This window comes from Tepidibacter mesophilus, from assembly GCF_002724055.1.
GTDB classification, from domain to species: domain Bacteria; phylum Bacillota; class Clostridia; order Peptostreptococcales; family Peptostreptococcaceae; genus Tepidibacter_A; species Tepidibacter_A mesophilus.
On record NZ_BDQY01000002.1, the window covers coordinates 276,941 to 293,633 of the forward strand.

15 protein-coding genes are annotated in these 16,693 nt (G+C 29.2%); 12 read left to right on the top strand and 3 right to left on the bottom strand.

Going from position 1 to position 16,693, the window contains the following annotated elements:
- The first annotated feature begins 104 nt into the window (after window positions 1–104).
- From Tmeso_RS03155 to Tmeso_RS03200, 10 genes are all read left to right on the top strand, one after another.
- A complete protein-coding gene (locus tag Tmeso_RS03155) occupies window positions 105–1,277 on the top strand; it encodes a phosphopentomutase (protein WP_099188162.1) in 1,173 nt (390 codons plus the stop codon).
- 14 nt (window positions 1,278–1,291) lie between these two features.
- A complete protein-coding gene (locus Tmeso_RS03160; protein WP_099188163.1) occupies window positions 1,292–2,113 on the top strand; it encodes a purine-nucleoside phosphorylase in 822 nt (273 codons plus the stop codon).
- A 73-nt stretch (window positions 2,114–2,186) separates the two neighbouring features.
- Window positions 2,187–3,512 (top strand): pyrimidine-nucleoside phosphorylase, encoded by a 1,326-nt coding sequence (locus tag Tmeso_RS03165; RefSeq protein ID WP_099188164.1) that lies wholly within the window; start codon window positions 2,187–2,189, stop codon window positions 3,510–3,512.
- A 276-nt stretch (window positions 3,513–3,788) separates the two neighbouring features.
- On the top strand, window positions 3,789–4,799 hold the full coding sequence (gene mltG, locus Tmeso_RS03170; RefSeq protein WP_099188165.1) for an endolytic transglycosylase MltG: 1,011 nt from the start codon (window positions 3,789–3,791) through the stop codon (window positions 4,797–4,799).
- 265 nt (window positions 4,800–5,064) lie between these two features.
- Window positions 5,065–5,712: an O-methyltransferase gene (locus tag Tmeso_RS03175; protein WP_099188166.1), complete on the top strand. Its 648-nt coding sequence runs from the start codon at window positions 5,065–5,067 to the stop codon at window positions 5,710–5,712.
- Between the two features lie 12 nt (window positions 5,713–5,724).
- Complete coding sequence (locus Tmeso_RS03180; RefSeq protein WP_099188167.1) at window positions 5,725–6,960, top strand: peptidase U32 family protein; 1,236 nt, start codon at window positions 5,725–5,727, stop codon at window positions 6,958–6,960.
- On the top strand, window positions 6,950–7,594 hold the full coding sequence (gene udk, locus Tmeso_RS03185; RefSeq protein ID WP_099188169.1) for a uridine kinase: 645 nt from the start codon (window positions 6,950–6,952) through the stop codon (window positions 7,592–7,594). The genes Tmeso_RS03180 and udk overlap by 11 nt, the downstream gene beginning before the upstream one ends.
- A gap of 57 nt (window positions 7,595–7,651) precedes the next feature.
- A complete protein-coding gene (locus Tmeso_RS03190) occupies window positions 7,652–9,322 on the top strand; it encodes a peptidoglycan D,D-transpeptidase FtsI family protein (RefSeq protein WP_099188171.1) in 1,671 nt (556 codons plus the stop codon).
- A 53-nt stretch (window positions 9,323–9,375) separates the two neighbouring features.
- Window positions 9,376–9,750 (top strand): sigma-70 family RNA polymerase sigma factor, encoded by a 375-nt coding sequence (locus Tmeso_RS03195; protein WP_099188173.1) that lies wholly within the window; start codon window positions 9,376–9,378, stop codon window positions 9,748–9,750.
- 35 nt (window positions 9,751–9,785) lie between these two features.
- Window positions 9,786–10,043, top strand: a complete 258-nt coding sequence (locus Tmeso_RS03200) for a YkuS family protein (RefSeq protein ID WP_099188175.1) — start codon at window positions 9,786–9,788, stop codon at window positions 10,041–10,043.
- Between the two features lie 26 nt (window positions 10,044–10,069).
- Here Tmeso_RS03200 and Tmeso_RS03205 read toward each other — a convergent pair whose 3' ends face one another.
- A complete protein-coding gene (locus tag Tmeso_RS03205) occupies window positions 10,070–11,596 on the bottom strand; it encodes a recombinase family protein (RefSeq protein ID WP_099188177.1) in 1,527 nt (508 codons plus the stop codon).
- A 202-nt stretch (window positions 11,597–11,798) separates the two neighbouring features.
- Between Tmeso_RS03205 and Tmeso_RS03210 the strand changes: the two genes are divergently transcribed.
- Window positions 11,799–13,292, top strand: a complete 1,494-nt coding sequence (locus Tmeso_RS03210; protein WP_099188178.1) for a YjjI family glycine radical enzyme — start codon at window positions 11,799–11,801, stop codon at window positions 13,290–13,292.
- Window positions 13,285–14,121 (top strand): YjjW family glycine radical enzyme activase, encoded by an 837-nt coding sequence (locus Tmeso_RS03215; RefSeq protein WP_099188180.1) that lies wholly within the window; start codon window positions 13,285–13,287, stop codon window positions 14,119–14,121. Before Tmeso_RS03210 ends, Tmeso_RS03215 begins: the two co-directional genes overlap by 8 nt.
- Before the next feature lie 15 nt (window positions 14,122–14,136).
- Here Tmeso_RS03215 and Tmeso_RS03220 read toward each other — a convergent pair whose 3' ends face one another.
- Both Tmeso_RS03220 and Tmeso_RS03225 read right to left on the bottom strand, forming a co-directional pair.
- Window positions 14,137–15,222, bottom strand: a complete 1,086-nt coding sequence (locus Tmeso_RS03220; RefSeq protein WP_099188182.1) for a GerAB/ArcD/ProY family transporter — start codon at window positions 15,220–15,222, stop codon at window positions 14,137–14,139.
- 140 nt (window positions 15,223–15,362) lie between these two features.
- Window positions 15,363–16,439: a GerAB/ArcD/ProY family transporter gene (locus Tmeso_RS03225; protein WP_187296203.1), complete on the bottom strand. Its 1,077-nt coding sequence runs from the start codon at window positions 16,437–16,439 to the stop codon at window positions 15,363–15,365.
- Window positions 16,440–16,693: the final 254 nt, after the last annotated feature.

A 16,693-nucleotide genomic window follows, 5' to 3' on the forward strand; every position in this document is an offset into this window, starting at 1 on the left:
ATGATTTAAAGTTATAATTGAAATCACATTGAATCAATGTTAAAATCTAAATATAAGTTAAATATAATAATATTAATTTATCCTGAAAAGAGGAGTGGATATTAATGAGTAAAAGAGTAGTGTTGATAGTAATGGACAGTGTTGGAATAGGACAGCTTCCAGATGCTAAAAAGTTTGGGGATGAAGGGGTTAATACATTAGGAAATATAATAAAATCATATGATGGTATATCAATACCTAATCTAACCAAACTAGGTATAGGCAATATTAATGGATTTGAACAAGTTAAAGAGATTGACTCTCCAATAGGAGCATTTGGTAAGTCCGCTGAGGTATCTCAGGGGAAAGATACTACAACAGGTCACTGGGAAATGGTAGGACTTAGAGTTGATGAGCCATTTAAAACTTTCCCAGATGGATTTCCCAAAGATGTAATAGAGGAATTTGAAAGTAAAACAGGAAGAAAAGTTATAGGGAATAAGCCTGCATCTGGAACTGCAATCCTTGATGAACTTGGAGAACATCATATGAAAACAGGAGAAGTAATCGTTTATACATCTGCAGACAGTGTATTCCAAATTGCAGCTCATGAAGAGGTTGTATCCCTTGATGAATTATACAAAATGTGCAAAATAGCAAGAGAGATGATGATGGGAGATAATGCTCTTGCAAGAATAATAGCAAGACCATTTGTAGGAGAGCCAGGAAACTTCACAAGAACTTCTAATAGAAGAGATTTTTCACTAGATCCTTATGAAGATACAATACTTGATAACATAAAAAAAACAGGTCAAGATGTAATAGCAGTTGGAAAAATAGAAGATATATTCAACGGAAAAGGTATTACTGAGGCTGTTCATACAAAGAGCAACATGGATGGTGTTGATCAAACTATAGAATATATGAAAAAAGACAATAAAGGTCTTATATTTACTAATCTAGTAGATTTTGATTCTAAATACGGGCATAGAAGAAATGTTGAAGGATATAAAAACGCTATAGAGGAATTAGATTTAAGAATTCCAGAAATTATAGATAATCTTAAAGACGAAGACATATTAATATTAACTGCAGATCATGGTAACGATCCCACATATAAGGGAACCGATCACACACGTGAATATATCCCTATTTTAGTATATGGAAAGAATATAAAAAGTGGAGCGAATATAGGGGTTAGAACGACATTTTCAGATATAGGAGCTACAATTGCAGATATATTAGAAACTGACCTTCCAAGCAATGGGGAAAGCTTTAAAAATTTAATTTTAAAATAATAGGAGGAAAAAGGATGAAGAATTTAATCACTAGAATAAAAGAAAGTGCAGAATCTATAAAGTCAAAGGTAAGTGTTGAACCGAAAATAGGATTAATACTAGGATCAGGACTTGGAGTATTAGCAGATGAAATAGAAGATGCTATTAAAATAAAGTATGAAGAAATACCTAATTTTCCTGTTTCAACAGTAGAGGGTCATGCAGGACAGCTTGTAATAGGCAAATTACAAGGAAAAGATGTTGTTGCAATGCAAGGAAGATTTCATTTTTATGAAGGGTATACTATGGAAGAGGCTACATTTCCTGTAAGAGTAATGAAGGCTTTGGGAGTAGAGACAATAGTTGTGACAAATGCTGCTGGTGGATCTAATAAGACTTATGTGCCAGGAGACTTAATGATAATAAATGATCACATAAATCTTGGAGGAAACAACCCACTTATGGGTCCTAACAGCAAAGAGTTAGGGGTTAGATTCCCCGATATGTCAACTGCGTACACTCCAGAACTTATATCTATTGCTAAAAATGTAGCTAAAGAATTGAATATTGATGTTAAAGAAGGAGTGTATACATACTTTACTGGACCGACTTATGAAACACCAGCAGAAATAAGAATGGTTCAAACTATAGGAGGAGATGCAGTGGGGATGTCTACAGTTCCAGAAGTTATAGTTGCTAGACATTCAAGCCTTAAGGTTTTAGGTATATCTTGTATAACTAATATGGCAGCTGGAATACTAGATCAACCTTTAAATCATGAGGAAGTTATAGAGACTACTCAAAGAGTTAAAACACAATTTATATCTTTAGTAAAAAACATATTACACAAAATGTAATATCTATGCAAGTAAAGCTAGACCAAAATTGATATAATTAAGTAAGAGGAATAGTTAGAGAGGTGTAGTAAATATGAGAATGTATGATATTATAAAGAAAAAAAGAGATGGACTTGAGTTGTCAAAAGAAGAAATAAACTTTTTTATAGATGGATATGCAAAATCAGAAATACCTGACTATCAAGCTTCAGCTCTTATAATGGCAATATTTTTACAGAAAATGACTAAACAAGAAACTGTATATCTAACAGATGCAATGATGAGATCTGGAGATGTTATAGATTTAGCAAAAATAGATGGAATAAAAGTTGATAAACATAGTACAGGTGGAGTTGGAGATAAAACTACTATAACTTTAGCACCTCTTGTAGCATCTTGTGGAGCACCTGTTGCAAAAATGTCAGGAAGAGGTCTTGGACATACGGGAGGAACCCTTGATAAACTTGAGGCTATACCTGGGCTTTCTATAGAAATGAATCAAGATAAGTTCACGGATAATGTAAATAATCATAAGATAGCTGTGTGTGGTCAAACTGCAAAAATAGTACCTGCTGATAAAAAACTTTATGCTCTAAGAGATGTTACTGCTACCGTAGATAATATATCTTTAATAGCTAGTAGTATAATGAGCAAGAAGTTGGCTTCAGGAGCTGATGCTATAGTTCTTGATGTTAAAACTGGTAGTGGTGCTTTTATGAAAAAATTAGATGACTCATTTGATTTGGCTAAAGAAATGGTTGATATCGGAAATGGAATGGACAGAGAGACTATAGGTGTTATTACTGATATGGATCAACCACTTGGACTTGCAGTTGGTAATTCACTTGAAGTAATAGAAGCTATTGAAACGTTAAAAGGAAATGGACCAAAGGATTTCACAGAGCTTTGTCTTAATTTAGGATCATATATGTTAATGCTATCTAAGGTTGTAAACACATATGAAGAAGGAAGAGAAATGCTAGAAGAGTCTATATCTTCTGGAAAAGCACTTGATAAACTAAGAGAATTTATAGATATTCAAGGTGGAAATAAGGATGTAGTTGATAATTATGATTTATTACCAGGAGCTACTAATATAGTAGAAGTTAAATCTATTAAAAAAGGTTATGTAAGTAAGATTGAAGCAGAAACTGTTGGTCTTAGTGCGATGATGTTAGGCGCAGGTAGAGAGACGAAAGAAGATGAATTAGATCTTGGAACTGGTATAAGACTTGAGAAAAAAGTTGGAGATAGGGTAGAAGCAGGTGAAACTTTAGCTTTTATGTATGCTAATGATATGAAAAAACTTGAATCAGCTAAAGAAAGACTTTTATCAGCTTATACTATATCAGAGAATAAGCCTTCTTCAAGAAAGCTTATTCATGGAGTTGTTACTAAGGATGGAATAGAAAGATTTTAGTAAAAGTATATACATGATAAAAAAGATGTACCAACCAAAGGTACATCTTTTTTATGTCATTTTTTTGAATTAATAAGTTACATATTGTAAAAAAGAGTCTAAAATTATATAATAGTATAGATGTATAAAAAGGAATTTATATTTATATACAATTTGAAGAGGAATATAAGTTCCTATTTTATATAAAAAATATTGAATTTTTTTAAAATTATATTGTTTACCATTCGATACATAATAACATGAATATGTTAAATTTAATAAAAAAGAGGTAATAATATGAAAAAATTATTTATTATATGTATTTTTATTGTACTTATTATAGCATCGGGGTTAGTCTACTTTAATATACAAACAGGTCCTTATGATTCTAGTAGCAATAAGCAAGTGTTGGTGGATATAAAAAAAGGATCTTCGCTTGATAGTCTTAGTCAAACACTTTTTGAAAAAGAACTTATAAAGAACAAATTATTTTTCAAAATAACTGCTAAGGTAAATAATATGGATACTGGAATAAAGGCTGGACTTTATAACATCAATCAATCTCGTTCGAATAAAGAGATATTGGATATACTAAATTCAGGTAGGGTATATAAGGATTTAGTTAAGATTACTATTCCAGAAGGTTTTGAAGCTCATCAAATTGCAGATAGAATTTCACAGTTGGGGCTTGGCAATAAGGACAAGTTTATGGATTTAGTAAATAATCCTGTGAATTTTAGTGATGATTATAAATTTTTGAATGAGGGAGATATATTATCTCTTGAAGGATACTTATTCCCGGATACATATTTCTTTGATAAAAAGTATTCTGAAAAAGATATCATAAATGTAATGTTAAAGAGATTTGATGAAATATATACTGATGAATATAAAAAAGTTCAAGATGAAAAAAATCTTACACTTAATCAGGTTATATCTTTGGCGTCTATTATAGAAAGAGAAGCTAGATTAGATAAGGAAAGAAGTGTAATAGCAGGTGTATTTTACAATAGAATGAATATAAATATGCCTCTTCAATCTTGTGCGACAGTACAATATATACTAGGACATAGAAAAAGTAATTTAAGCTTTGATGATATAAGAATAGACTCTCCTTATAATACGTACAAAAATTCGGGATTACCTCCTGGACCAATAGCATCGCCCGGTAAGAAATCAATAGAAGCGGCTCTTTACCCTCAAAATGTAGATTATTTGTATTTTGTAGCAAAGAAAGATGGTAGTCATAGCTTTTCAAAGACGTATAATGATCATCTAAAAAGAAAAGTAGAAAATGAAAGTGAATAGGAAATTATATTCCTCTTTAAATTGTGGATAAATATAAATTCCGTTATGAGTTTCAAAAAAGTTTACATTTAAAGGTTCTTCACAGAAGAACTTTTTTATATGCTTAAGGAAATTATATGATTTTCAAATTGAGGATAACATTGATGAAAGAACTATGCTTGCAACTATTTTTGAGCAACGGAGACCATAGGGATCGTTGGCGACATGAGTCAGTGCGTAGCGACTAGACGAATTTTTTATTTGTGTCATAGAAAGGATGATACTTTTGAGCAATATAGTAGATGAATTTGTAGAAGAATATATAAGAAATACATTAAAAGAAAGTGAAACTTTTTTAAAGGAATTAGAGGATTATGCAAGTGAGAATTTAGTTCCTATAGTTCATAAAGAAGTTGCAGAATTTTTAAAAGTAATATTAAAGATGAATAAGCCAAAAAGAATACTAGAGGTTGGATGTGCAATTGGATATTCTTCTATTTTGTTTGCGAATACTTTGAATAAGGATTGTGAAATAATAACAGTAGAAAGAAATGAAAAAATGATAGAAAAAGCATCAGAAAATATTAAAAAGTATAAATTTGAGGATAACATAACTATACTTGAGGGAGATGCCGAGGAAAAGTTAAAAGAAGTAGATGGAGAATTTGATATGATTTTTCTTGATGCAGCTAAAGGGCAATATAAATTATTTTATGATTTAGTTATAGATAAATTAAAGCCTGGTGGAGTACTGATATCTGACAATATACTTTACAAAGGAATGGTTGCAAGTGATAAGTACGTTATTAGAAGGAAAAAAACAATAGTAAAGAGAATGAGAAACTATCTAGACTATATAAGTAATTGTGATTATTTAGATACTAGCCTAATACCAATTGGAGATGGTGTGGCTTTAAGTTATAAAAAATATTAAAGAGGTGTTAATATGCAAAAGGTAGAATTGCTAGCTCCAGCTGGAGATTTGGAAAAATTAAAGATGGCCATTGAATATGGTGCAGATGCTGTATATGTTGGAGGAGAATTTTTTGGATTAAGAGCAGGTGCTAAAAATTTCACTTATGAACAGATGCAAGAAGGTGTAAAGTTCGTTCATGATAGAGACAAGAAATTATATGTAACGGTTAATGTAATACCTCATAATGAAGACTTTAAAGGGTTAAATGAATACTTAAAGCAACTTGAAGAAATAGGAGTGGATGCTGTAATAGTATCAGATCCAGGGGTTTTATCAGTAGTAAAAACTGTTATACCTAATATGGAAGTACATTTAAGTACTCAAGCTAATAATACTAACTATATGAGTGCTAAGTTTTGGTACAACCAAGGGGTTAATAGAATAGTAACTGCTAGAGAACTTTCATTTGAGGAAATAAAAGAAATTAGTGATAATATACCTGAAGATATGGAAATAGAAGCATTTGTACATGGGGCTATGTGCATATCATATTCAGGAAGGTGTCTTATAAGTAACTATATGACTGGAAGAGATGCAAATAGAGGAGCTTGTGCTCATCCTTGCAGATGGGAATATTCATTAGTTGAAGAAAAACGACCTGGAGAGTATTTTCCTGTATATGAAGATGAAAGAGGTACATTCTTCTTTAATTCAAAAGATTTATGCATGATAGAGTACATACCTCAAATAATAGAATCTGGAATTAAAAGTCTTAAAATAGAAGGTAGAATGAAAACTTCTTATTATGTAGCATCTGTTGTTAGAGCGTATAGAATGGCTATAGATGAGTATTATAAGAATGGTAAATCGTGGAAGTTTAATCCTATGTGGCTTGATGAAATTAAAAAAGCTAGTCATAGAGATTTTACAACTGGTTTTTATTTTGATAAGCCTAAATCAGATGAGCAACATTACGGGTCTAGTTCATATATAAGAGATTACGATTTTATAGGACTTGTCAAATCTTTCGATGAAAAAGAAGGAATAGCATTAGTAGAACAGAGAAACAGAATGTTTGTAGGAGATGAGATAGAAATAATAGGTCCCAACAAGGAGACTATTTACACTAAGATAGATAAATTATGGAATGAAAAAGGTGAAGAGATAGAAGTAGCACCCCATCCTAGACAATTAATTAAGATCAAGTTTGATGCTTGTGTTAAAGAAAACTATATATTGAGAAAGGTGATAGACGATGAAAAATAGGCCCTTGATAATAGGAATAACTGGTGGAACTGGTTCGGGAAAAAGCACAGTAAGTAAGGCTATAATAGAGAGTATACCAGAGGAAAATCTATCTATTATAGAGCAAGATGCTTACTATAAAGACCAAAGTCATCTTGAATTTGAAGAAAGGTTAAAGACTAATTATGATCATCCTTTTGCGTTTGATAATGAACTTTTAATAGGTCACTTAAACCATCTGCTAGAGGGAAAGAGTATTAAAAAACCAGTTTATGACTTTGAAAAACATACTAGAGACTTAGATAAATACACAGAGATTTTTTCTAAGGATATAATAGTGGTTGAGGGCATAATGATGTTAGAAGATGAAAACTTAAGAAATATGTTGGATATAAAGATATTTGTAGATACAGATAATGATATTAGAATACTAAGAAGAATCCAAAGAGATATACAAGAAAGAGGGAGAACTGTTGATTCAGTAATAGATCAATATCTTTCTACTGTAAGACCTGCTCATATGCAGTTTATAGAGCCGTATAAGAAGTATGCAGATATTATAATGCCAGAAGGTGGCTATAATAGTGTTGCTATAGATATTGTTGTTGCTAAGATAAAGTCTATAATAGAGTCAAAAGTTAAAAAAGATGATTAATTAAAGTATTAACCCCTTGATAATTGGAAAAAATAATCCTTATCAGGGGGTGTTTTTTTGAGGAAAAAAAGTAAGACAAAACATAATAAAAGACTCTCAATAGTTTTATTTACTTTTTCTTTTGTATTTATATTACTATTTGGAAGACTTATATATATACAAGGTTATAAAGGTAAAGAATATTATGAAAGAGCTGTAAGACAAAGTGAAATAAAAATAGATTTGACTAGCAATAGAGGCACTATATATGATCGAAACAATATGATGCTTACAGACAATGAAAAAGAGGATATAGTTGTAATATTAAAGAGGAATTTTGATTTAGATAAAGAAAAAATAGATATATTAAAAAAAGTTACAAATCTTTCTGAAAAACAAATATATAATAGATTTGAGACTAAAAGCAATCTAATAGAGCTTAAAATAAAGGATTTAAATGATAGCTTAAGAAAGCAAATAGAAAGTAAGAGTGCAATTTTAATAGTCAATAAAACATATAGGTATAGAAGTGAAAATATATTAACGCATGTTTTGGGATATATAAATGAGTATGAAAATAAAGGTGTAAGTGGAATTGAAAAAGCTAAAAATGATTTACTCAAAGATCAAAATAGAGAATATGTAGAGGCATTTGTAGATGCTAGGAAAAATGTAGTTCCTGGAAGTTTTAAAAAATATCAAAGTGAGGATATAAAACATAAGAACATAAAATTGACTATAGACTATAATATACAAAAAATAGTTGAAAAAGCACTGGACAAAAACCATAAAAATGGGGCTGTCATAGTATCGGATGTAAATACGGGTGAAATACTTGCAATGGCATCAAGACCTAATTTTAATCCAAATAAGATAGAAGATTATATAGACAGCGAAAAACAAGAATTGTTGAATAAAGCAATTCAATGTAAATATCCACCTGGATCTATATTTAAAATAATAGTAACTCTTGCAGCTTTTGAAGAAGGCTTAGTAGATGAAGAAGAAAAGTTTGACTGCAAAGGATATATAGAATTTGATGGAATAAAAATAAAATGTTGGGAAAGAGAAGGACATGGAGAAGAGACATTCAAAGAGGCTTTTTATAATTCATGCAACCCAGTATTCGTTGAAATAGGAAAAAGGCTTGGAAGCAAAAAAATATTAGAAACTGCAAAAAGAATGGGATTATCAGACAAAATAGATATAGGGTTAGAAGAAGAAAAAGAGACTTCACTTCCAAAAGGAGATTCTGTTAAAGGCAATGCTATAGGAAATATATCAATAGGACAAGGGGATGTAGAAGTAACTCCTCTTCAAGTTAATCAAATGACGCAGATAATAGCTAATAATGGAGTTTATAAAAAATTGTATTTATTTGACTCTATATTAGATCAAAATATGAATGCCATTCAAAAGCATAAATCAGAAAAAGATAAGGTGGTTATGTCTCCTTTTATAATAAATAGAATAAAAAAATTAATGGAGGGTGTTGTTGAAACTGGTACAGCTAAAAATATAAAAGAGATTCAAGGAAATAGTGCAGGAAAAACTGGTTCAGCAGAATACTACGTTAATGGGAAAAAATTTGTACATGGATGGTTTACTGGTTACTATCCAGCAAAAATACCTAAATATGCAGTAACTGTATTTATATATGATGGAAAATCAGGATCAGGAGCTGCAGCACCTGTATTTAAAGATATAATTGAAAATATAAATAATATTAAACAAGTACAGGCACAATAATATAAAGACTCTCATATAATGTAAAGTGACTCATTATATGGGGGGTGAATATATTGACAAATACAAAATCATTTCCAAATCCACTAACCCCTAAAGAAGAACTAGAATATTTAAAAAAGTTTAAACAAGGAGACTTAAGTGTCAAACCTATTCTAGTAGAAAGAAATTTAAGACTAGTAGCTCATATTGTAAAAAAATACACTAACTATCAAGAGGATATAGAGGACTTAATATCTATTGGAACTATTGGACTTATAAAGGCAATAGAGACATTTAATATTGATAAAGGAACACGACTTGCAACATATGCTGCAAGATGCATAGAAAATGAGATACTTATGAGTATAAGAGCGGGTAAAAAAAATAAAGGAGAGGTATCTCTTCAAGATCCTATCGGCGTAGATAAAGAAGGGAATGAAATATCTTAAACCTTATATCAACTTCAAATTTAGGAGGGGTTACATTGAAAAATATAGCTGTTGAAAGAACTATGTCATTTGTAAAAAATGATTTAAAAAGAGAAGGTTATCAAATAGATATAATAGACACTAATGAAAAGAATAACCCAAATTATTTAAACAATTTCGATGCATTATTAGTATCGGGTTCAAAATCAAATTTTATAGGAATTGAGACATCTTTGACCAAAATACCAGTGATAAAGGCTAGTGGAAAGAGTATTGAAGATATAAAAGTTGAATTAAATAAAATATTTCATTAGAAATTACCAAAAGAGTAGCTAATTAGCTACTCTTTTGGTAATTTAGGATAAATTATTAATGTAAACTCATCATTTCTTTTATGTTTTTCCTTTTTATATACAACATCATTCAGAATAGATTTTAGTAATCTATTCTTCAAAGCATTACTATCTGTGCTTTCATAAATATCCAAAAGATGCATAAATCTTGGGACACAACTTACATCTAATTTTTTAGAAACATCCATTAACTTATTATTTGTTTCATCTATAGAGTTTTGTATATCTTTAATTTTTTTGCTAATTGAATTTAACCTAGTTATATATGTAGATTCATCGTATACATTTCGTTCTAAAAAATCGTGCAAATTGTTCTTTTGAATATTTAAATTACCCAATTCTTTTTTTAAGCTATAAAGTATATTTTTATATAAGGAAGTATTATTATTCTTATCATCACTAGAATACTTATTTAAATCAAATTCATATTTTTTTAACCAATACCTCAAAGATAATGTTAGCTTATTTTCTATATGTATAAGCTTACTACTTTTATTAGAACAGTTTTTAGGACACATAATTTGAGAATCTCTATTTTTATATGGTCTAAGAACCATAGATGAATTACAGTAAAAGCATTTAATAACTCCTGCTAGAGGGTTTGAGATTTTGGTCTTTGAATTAAAGGGAGTATGAGATCTACTTGATAAAATTCTTTGTGCCTTTTTATACGTTTCAGAAGAAATAATAGCTTTGTGTTTTCCTTGAACATCTATCCACTCTTTTTTTGGTCTAATCTTAGTTTCTTTATTTTTACCTATTTCATTTGATTTTTTATTAAGTGTTTTTCTCCACTGTATTCTTCCTGTATAGACATTGTTTTTTATTATTGAAAGAACTGAGGCGGATGACCAATTTGAGCCTGTATAGCTTTTGTAGTTCATATCATTTAGTTTATCAGCTATTTTTTTACACCCTAAAGAATGATTTGTATATAAATCAAATATAATATTTACAACTACTGACTGCTCTGGATGAGGAGTTAAGGTCCTGTAATTATCTTTGTAACAAATCTCATATCCGTATGGAGGAAGAGTTCCTAAATAATTTCCATCTTCAACACTTCGGATTCTACCATTTTGAAGGCGTCTATTTATTATTTTAAGCTCTTTTCTAGCCATAAATGCCTCGAACTCTGAATATTCTTCATCGAATTCATCTTCTAAATTGTATACTTTTCTAGGGGTTACTATTTTTGTGTTAGAATTTTTGAAAGTCTCAAGAATAAGACCTTGTTCCTTCATATTACCTCTTCCAAGTCTATCTATATCCATACATAAAACGCAGTCATACAAATTATTCTCAACATCTTTTAAAAGGTCTAACATCTCGGGTCTATGCATCAAGCTTTCTCCAGAGGCTATTTCTTCTCTGATTTTTAATATATTTAAATTATTTTCTTTTGCATATTTAAGCAAGGCTCTCTTATGTTTTAGTAGAGTTTCTTTATCTCCTTTTTTTTCAGCTTCTTCATCTGCTCTTGATTTTCTAAGATAAATACAAGTGTTGTTCATGTACATCGTCCTTTCTTATATAGTTATATATCAAAATTATATTTGCAAAATTCAAAATATATGTATAGGCGAAAATAACGTTTGCTAAAAATAATAAATGGGTATAATATATAAATAACAGCATATTACAAAAAAATTTAAGTAGTATGTTAAACAACCATTTAAAAGTGGTTAAAATATTTTAAATGGAGAGTGAAGTACCATGACTAATATTTTAAACATAATAAAGGATAATACTATGACTTATGAGCAGAAGGTTATGAGTCTTGCTAGGGCTGCGGAAGGTAATTTAAATGTTTTAAACATAAGTGAAATGGCACAAAAGTACAGAGAAGAAGGCATAATATGCGATCTTAACGAAGGTAATGCTCCGTACAGACCTAGATATATAGTTCCAGATTATGAAAGATTTATTACAAATGGAAGTAAGTTTTTAGGTATAAAGCCTCCTAAGGATATTTGGGAAGCAGTAAATAGTTTATTGATTTTATACAAGCATGTTCCATCAATAACATCTTTTCCTGTTTATATAGGAAATATAGACACACTACTTGATAGATTTATAGAAGATGAGGATGAAGCTTATAAAGCTATCAAATTATTCTTAACACATATAGATAGAACTATTACAGATTCATTTTGTCATGCTAATATAGGTCCTAAAGACACTAAGGCTGGAAGACTTATACTAAAAGCTGAAAGAGAACTTGAAAATGCAATACCTAATGTTACTATTAAATATTCAGATGAGACTTCAGATGAATTTGCAGTTGAAGCTATAAAAACAGCTCTTGTAACTGCTAAACCTAGTTTTGCAAATCATAAAATGTTTGCAAATGACCTTGGACAAAATTATGCAATAGTGAGTTGCTACAATGGGCTTAATATGGCGGGTGGAAGTCATACATTAGTTAGACTAAACCTTGCTGGACTTAGTAAAATAGCAAAGGATGAAAATGACTTTATAGAAAATAAGATTCCTGAAGCAGTAAAAATAATGGCTGAATACATGGATGAAAGAGTGAAGTTTTTAGTAGAGGAAAGTGGTTTCTTTGAGTCGAGTTTCTTAGTTAGAGAAAATCTAATAGAAAAAGATAACTTTACAGCTATGTTTGGTATGTTTGGGCTTGCTGAGAGTGTAAATCACTTTATAAATTCAGATGTTAAAGAAAATAGATTTGGTCATAGCCAAAGAGCAAATGAATTAGGAATCACAATAATTCAAAAATTAGAAGAAGAAGTAAACAAGCATGAAGCGCCTTATTGTCATGCTTCAAATAATAGATATGTTCTTCACGCACAAGTTGGTATAGATACAGATGAAGGAATAAGTCCAGGATGTAGAATTCCAATAGGAGATGAGCCAGAAATACACCAACATTTAATTCAGTCAGCAAAATTCCATAAATACTTTCCATCTGGAATAGGTGATATATTCAACTTTGACTCTATGGCGAAGAAAAATCCTGAATATATATTGGATATAATAAAAGGTGCATTTAAAGAGGAAATGAGATATTTCTCTTTATATTCTACAGATTGTGATGTTATAAGAATTACTGGATATCTTGTTAAAAGATCAGAAATAGAAAAACTTCAAAAAGGTGAGCAGGTATTACAGGATACTGTAGCTTTTGGAATGGGCGCTGTAAATAACAATAATGTACTAGATAGAAAGATAAGAAAAGATGTATAAGGGCTTAGTAAATAGAATACTTCCATTTAGCTCTGTGGATGGACCTGGAAATAGAAGTGTTATATTTATGCAAGGGTGCAATTTTAATTGTTTATATTGCCATAATCCAGAGACTATAAATGTATGTAATAACTGTGGAGTATGTGTTAAATCTTGTAAATACCAAAGTTTATCTAATAAACAGAACGAAGTTGTTTGGGATATAAAAAATTGTAAACATTGTGATATGTGTTTAAAGTCATGTCCTAATGATTCAAACCCTAAGAGTCTTTACATGAGTGTTGATGAAGTTTATGAACAAATATACAAGGTTAAATCTTTTATATCTGGTATAACAGTTTCGGGAGGGGAATGTACTCTTCAACATGAGTTTTTAACAAAGCTATTTAATAAAGTTAAAAAACTTGGATTGACATGTTATGTAGACACTAATGGATCAATATCTTTAAATGATAAAAAGGATTTTGTAAATGTAATGGATATGGGTATGATAGATTTGAAATCATATGATGAAGATGAACATAAAATGCTTACAGGAATGTCAAATAAAAATGTAATTGAGAATATAAAATATTTAGCTAGTATAGATAAATTATATGAGGTTAGAACGGTTATAGTTCCTGATGTTTTAAATAATCATTATAATGTAGATAAAATAAGTAATCTTATAGCATCTTTAAATCCAAATATAAGATACAAAATAATAAGATATAGAAACCACGGTGTTAGAAAAGATATTATAAGCAGCTATACACCAAATGATGATATGATGGATAAGTTATATAAGATAGCATCTAACAATGGATGTACAGATATAATTTTAGTTTAAGAAAAGTATGGTAGATTATCTACCATACTTTTTTTGCTTGATTTCAGCAAAGATAAATATAATGATAGGAACAATAACTTGGAATGGTAAAAAATAGTATGGCCATATTTTGGAATTGAATTCCATATAATGCATTACACTATCATATTGGAAATAAGCTAAATTTATTATTAATAATGTAATTGGAGTTATATATATACGATAATCATTGCATTGAAATGTTTTAGTAATACCCTTACATACACATAATAATAATATACTTATTTTGATAAATCCACCTAATATAAATGATAAGGATATTAGTATTTCTAGGTTTTGTAAAATCATAAGAACATCTAATCTTGTAGCTAAATTATATGTAGGATAATACTTATTTGATGCGATAGTTCCTCCTAAAACTAAAATATTAGTAAGGGTCAATAATAAGAAATATAGCCCTGATACTAATAAAGATGTAAAATAAACTTTATAAGAAGATTTATTAGTTCTAAATCCATTAAGAGCCATAGAAAAAGCTATTACTTGACAAAATGGCTGAGAAAATATACTGAAAGTAGCTTTAAATAACGGTCCAGTACCTTCGTACAACATAGGTTTTAAATTATTTATATCCATATTAGCAATTGATAAAGAAGATACTATTACTAAGGAAAATATAGGAATTAGTAAAAAAATTTTTGACCATTTACCTAAAACTTCAACACCTTCTCTTATTGCCCAACTACATAAAATCACAAAAAATATTATTACTATAATTTGTGGAGTATGTTTCAAATTAACATTTTGTATAAATAGAGCATAATTATTTAAAACATCGGCTGTCCAGTAAAAAGTATACCAAGTAAATATTATTATTGTTATTTTTCCAATGAATTTTCCAAAACAAATTTCAATAATATCAAATAAATCTTGATTTGGAAACAGATAGTTTAATCTTGCGAATATAAATAATATAGGTATAACAGAAAATACAGCTAAAATAACAGCCAACCATCCATCTCTTTTAGCTTCCGATCCAGGTACGAATATAGAAGTTGATCCTATTAAAAATAAAATCATAATAGAAATTCCTTGTTTATCAGAAATAATTTCTTTATTCAATATTAACTCCTCCAAAATCTAAATATATATCTTTATTTTATCCATGTTAAGGGTACTTAATTCAACTATTAAATCTAAGGATATTTTGATTTATATTTTATATAATGATATGTAACATCTAGATACTATACTTTTTTATATTATAAAGTAAATCGTTTATGCTTAATTTCAGCAAAAACAAATATAATTATAGGAAGTATAACTTGAAATGGGAAAAAAAAGTAGGGCCATATTTTTGAATTAAATTCCATATAATTCATTACACTATCATATTGGAAATAAGCTAAGTTTAATATTAATAGAGTTATAGGAGTTATATATAAACGATAATCACTACATTTAAATAACTTAGTAATACCTTTACATATACATAAAAATAATATACTTATTTTAATAAACCCACCTAATACAAAGGCTAAAGATACTAATATATCTAGGTTTTGAAGAACGCCACGCAAATTTAGTAATGTAGCTAAATTATAGGTAGGATAATATTTAATTGTGCAAATATCTTCTCCTAAAACTAAAATATTAGTAATTGTTAACAACAACATATATATTCCTGCTATTAGTACAGATATATAATATACTTTATAAGAAGATTTCTTGTGTTTAAAACCATTAAAAGCCATTGAAAATGCTATTGCTTGAAAGAATGATTGGTTAAAAATAGCTTTAAATATAGGGGTGATACCTTCATACAACGTGGGTTTAATATTATTCATATCCATATTAGGAACTGAAGATATTGAAACGATTAGTAAAGAAATAATAGGTACGAGTAAAAAAGCTTGAGACCATCTACCTAAAACTTCGATGCCTTCTCTTACCGACCAACTACATAAAAATCCTAAAAATATTAGAGTAATAATTGAGGGTGTATCAGATAAATTAACGGTTTTAATGTAGAAAGCATAATTATTTAAAACATCGGCTGCCCAATAAAAAGCATAGCAAGTAAATATTATCGTTATTAGTTTTCCAATAAACTTACCAACACAAATTTCAATAATATCAAATAAATCTTTATCCGGAAATAGATAATTTAATCGTGCAAATATGAATAAAATAGGCATAACAGTAATAACAGACAAAATAATAGCTAACCATGCATCGTTCTTAGCTTCTAATCCAGGTACAAATATAGAATTTGATCCTATTAAAAATAAAACTATAATGGAAATTCCTTGCTTATTAGAAATAATTTCCTTATTCAATGTTGAACCCTCCAAGATTTAAACGTATATTCTTAGTTTATCCATATTAATAATCTTAATTCTATGTATTAAGCACAAATGAATTAATATGAGAATAGGACAACATTTAACCATCATACAATCAAATAGACCAGCTAGTTATAGTCAATAGTTTTTACAATTATTTTTAAGTTATGTTTTTAGGCACAAGAAATAGACTATCTAGTCTACACGAATAATTGATAGTTTGATTTTAATATAGTTCATAATTAGCC

What these genes read in the sequence shown, in the direction of transcription:
- Tmeso_RS03160 (WP_099188163.1), top strand. Translation starts at nt 1,292, where the DNA reads ATGAAGAATTTAATCACTAGAATAAAAGAAAGTGCAGAATCTATAAAG.
- Tmeso_RS03180 (WP_099188167.1), top strand. Translation starts at nt 5,725, where the DNA reads ATGCAAAAGGTAGAATTGCTAGCTCCAGCTGGAGATTTGGAAAAATTA.
- udk (WP_099188169.1), top strand. Translation starts at nt 6,950, where the DNA reads ATGAAAAATAGGCCCTTGATAATAGGAATAACTGGTGGAACTGGTTCG.
- mltG (WP_099188165.1), top strand. Translation starts at nt 3,789, where the DNA reads ATGAAAAAATTATTTATTATATGTATTTTTATTGTACTTATTATAGCA.
- Tmeso_RS03215 (WP_099188180.1), top strand. Translation starts at nt 13,285, where the DNA reads ATGTATAAGGGCTTAGTAAATAGAATACTTCCATTTAGCTCTGTGGAT.
- Tmeso_RS03205 (WP_099188177.1), bottom strand. Translation starts at nt 11,596, where the DNA reads ATGAACAACACTTGTATTTATCTTAGAAAATCAAGAGCAGATGAAGAA.
- Tmeso_RS03210 (WP_099188178.1), top strand. Translation starts at nt 11,799, where the DNA reads ATGACTAATATTTTAAACATAATAAAGGATAATACTATGACTTATGAG.
- Tmeso_RS03155 (WP_099188162.1), top strand. Translation starts at nt 105, where the DNA reads ATGAGTAAAAGAGTAGTGTTGATAGTAATGGACAGTGTTGGAATAGGA.
- Tmeso_RS03165 (WP_099188164.1), top strand. Translation starts at nt 2,187, where the DNA reads ATGAGAATGTATGATATTATAAAGAAAAAAAGAGATGGACTTGAGTTG.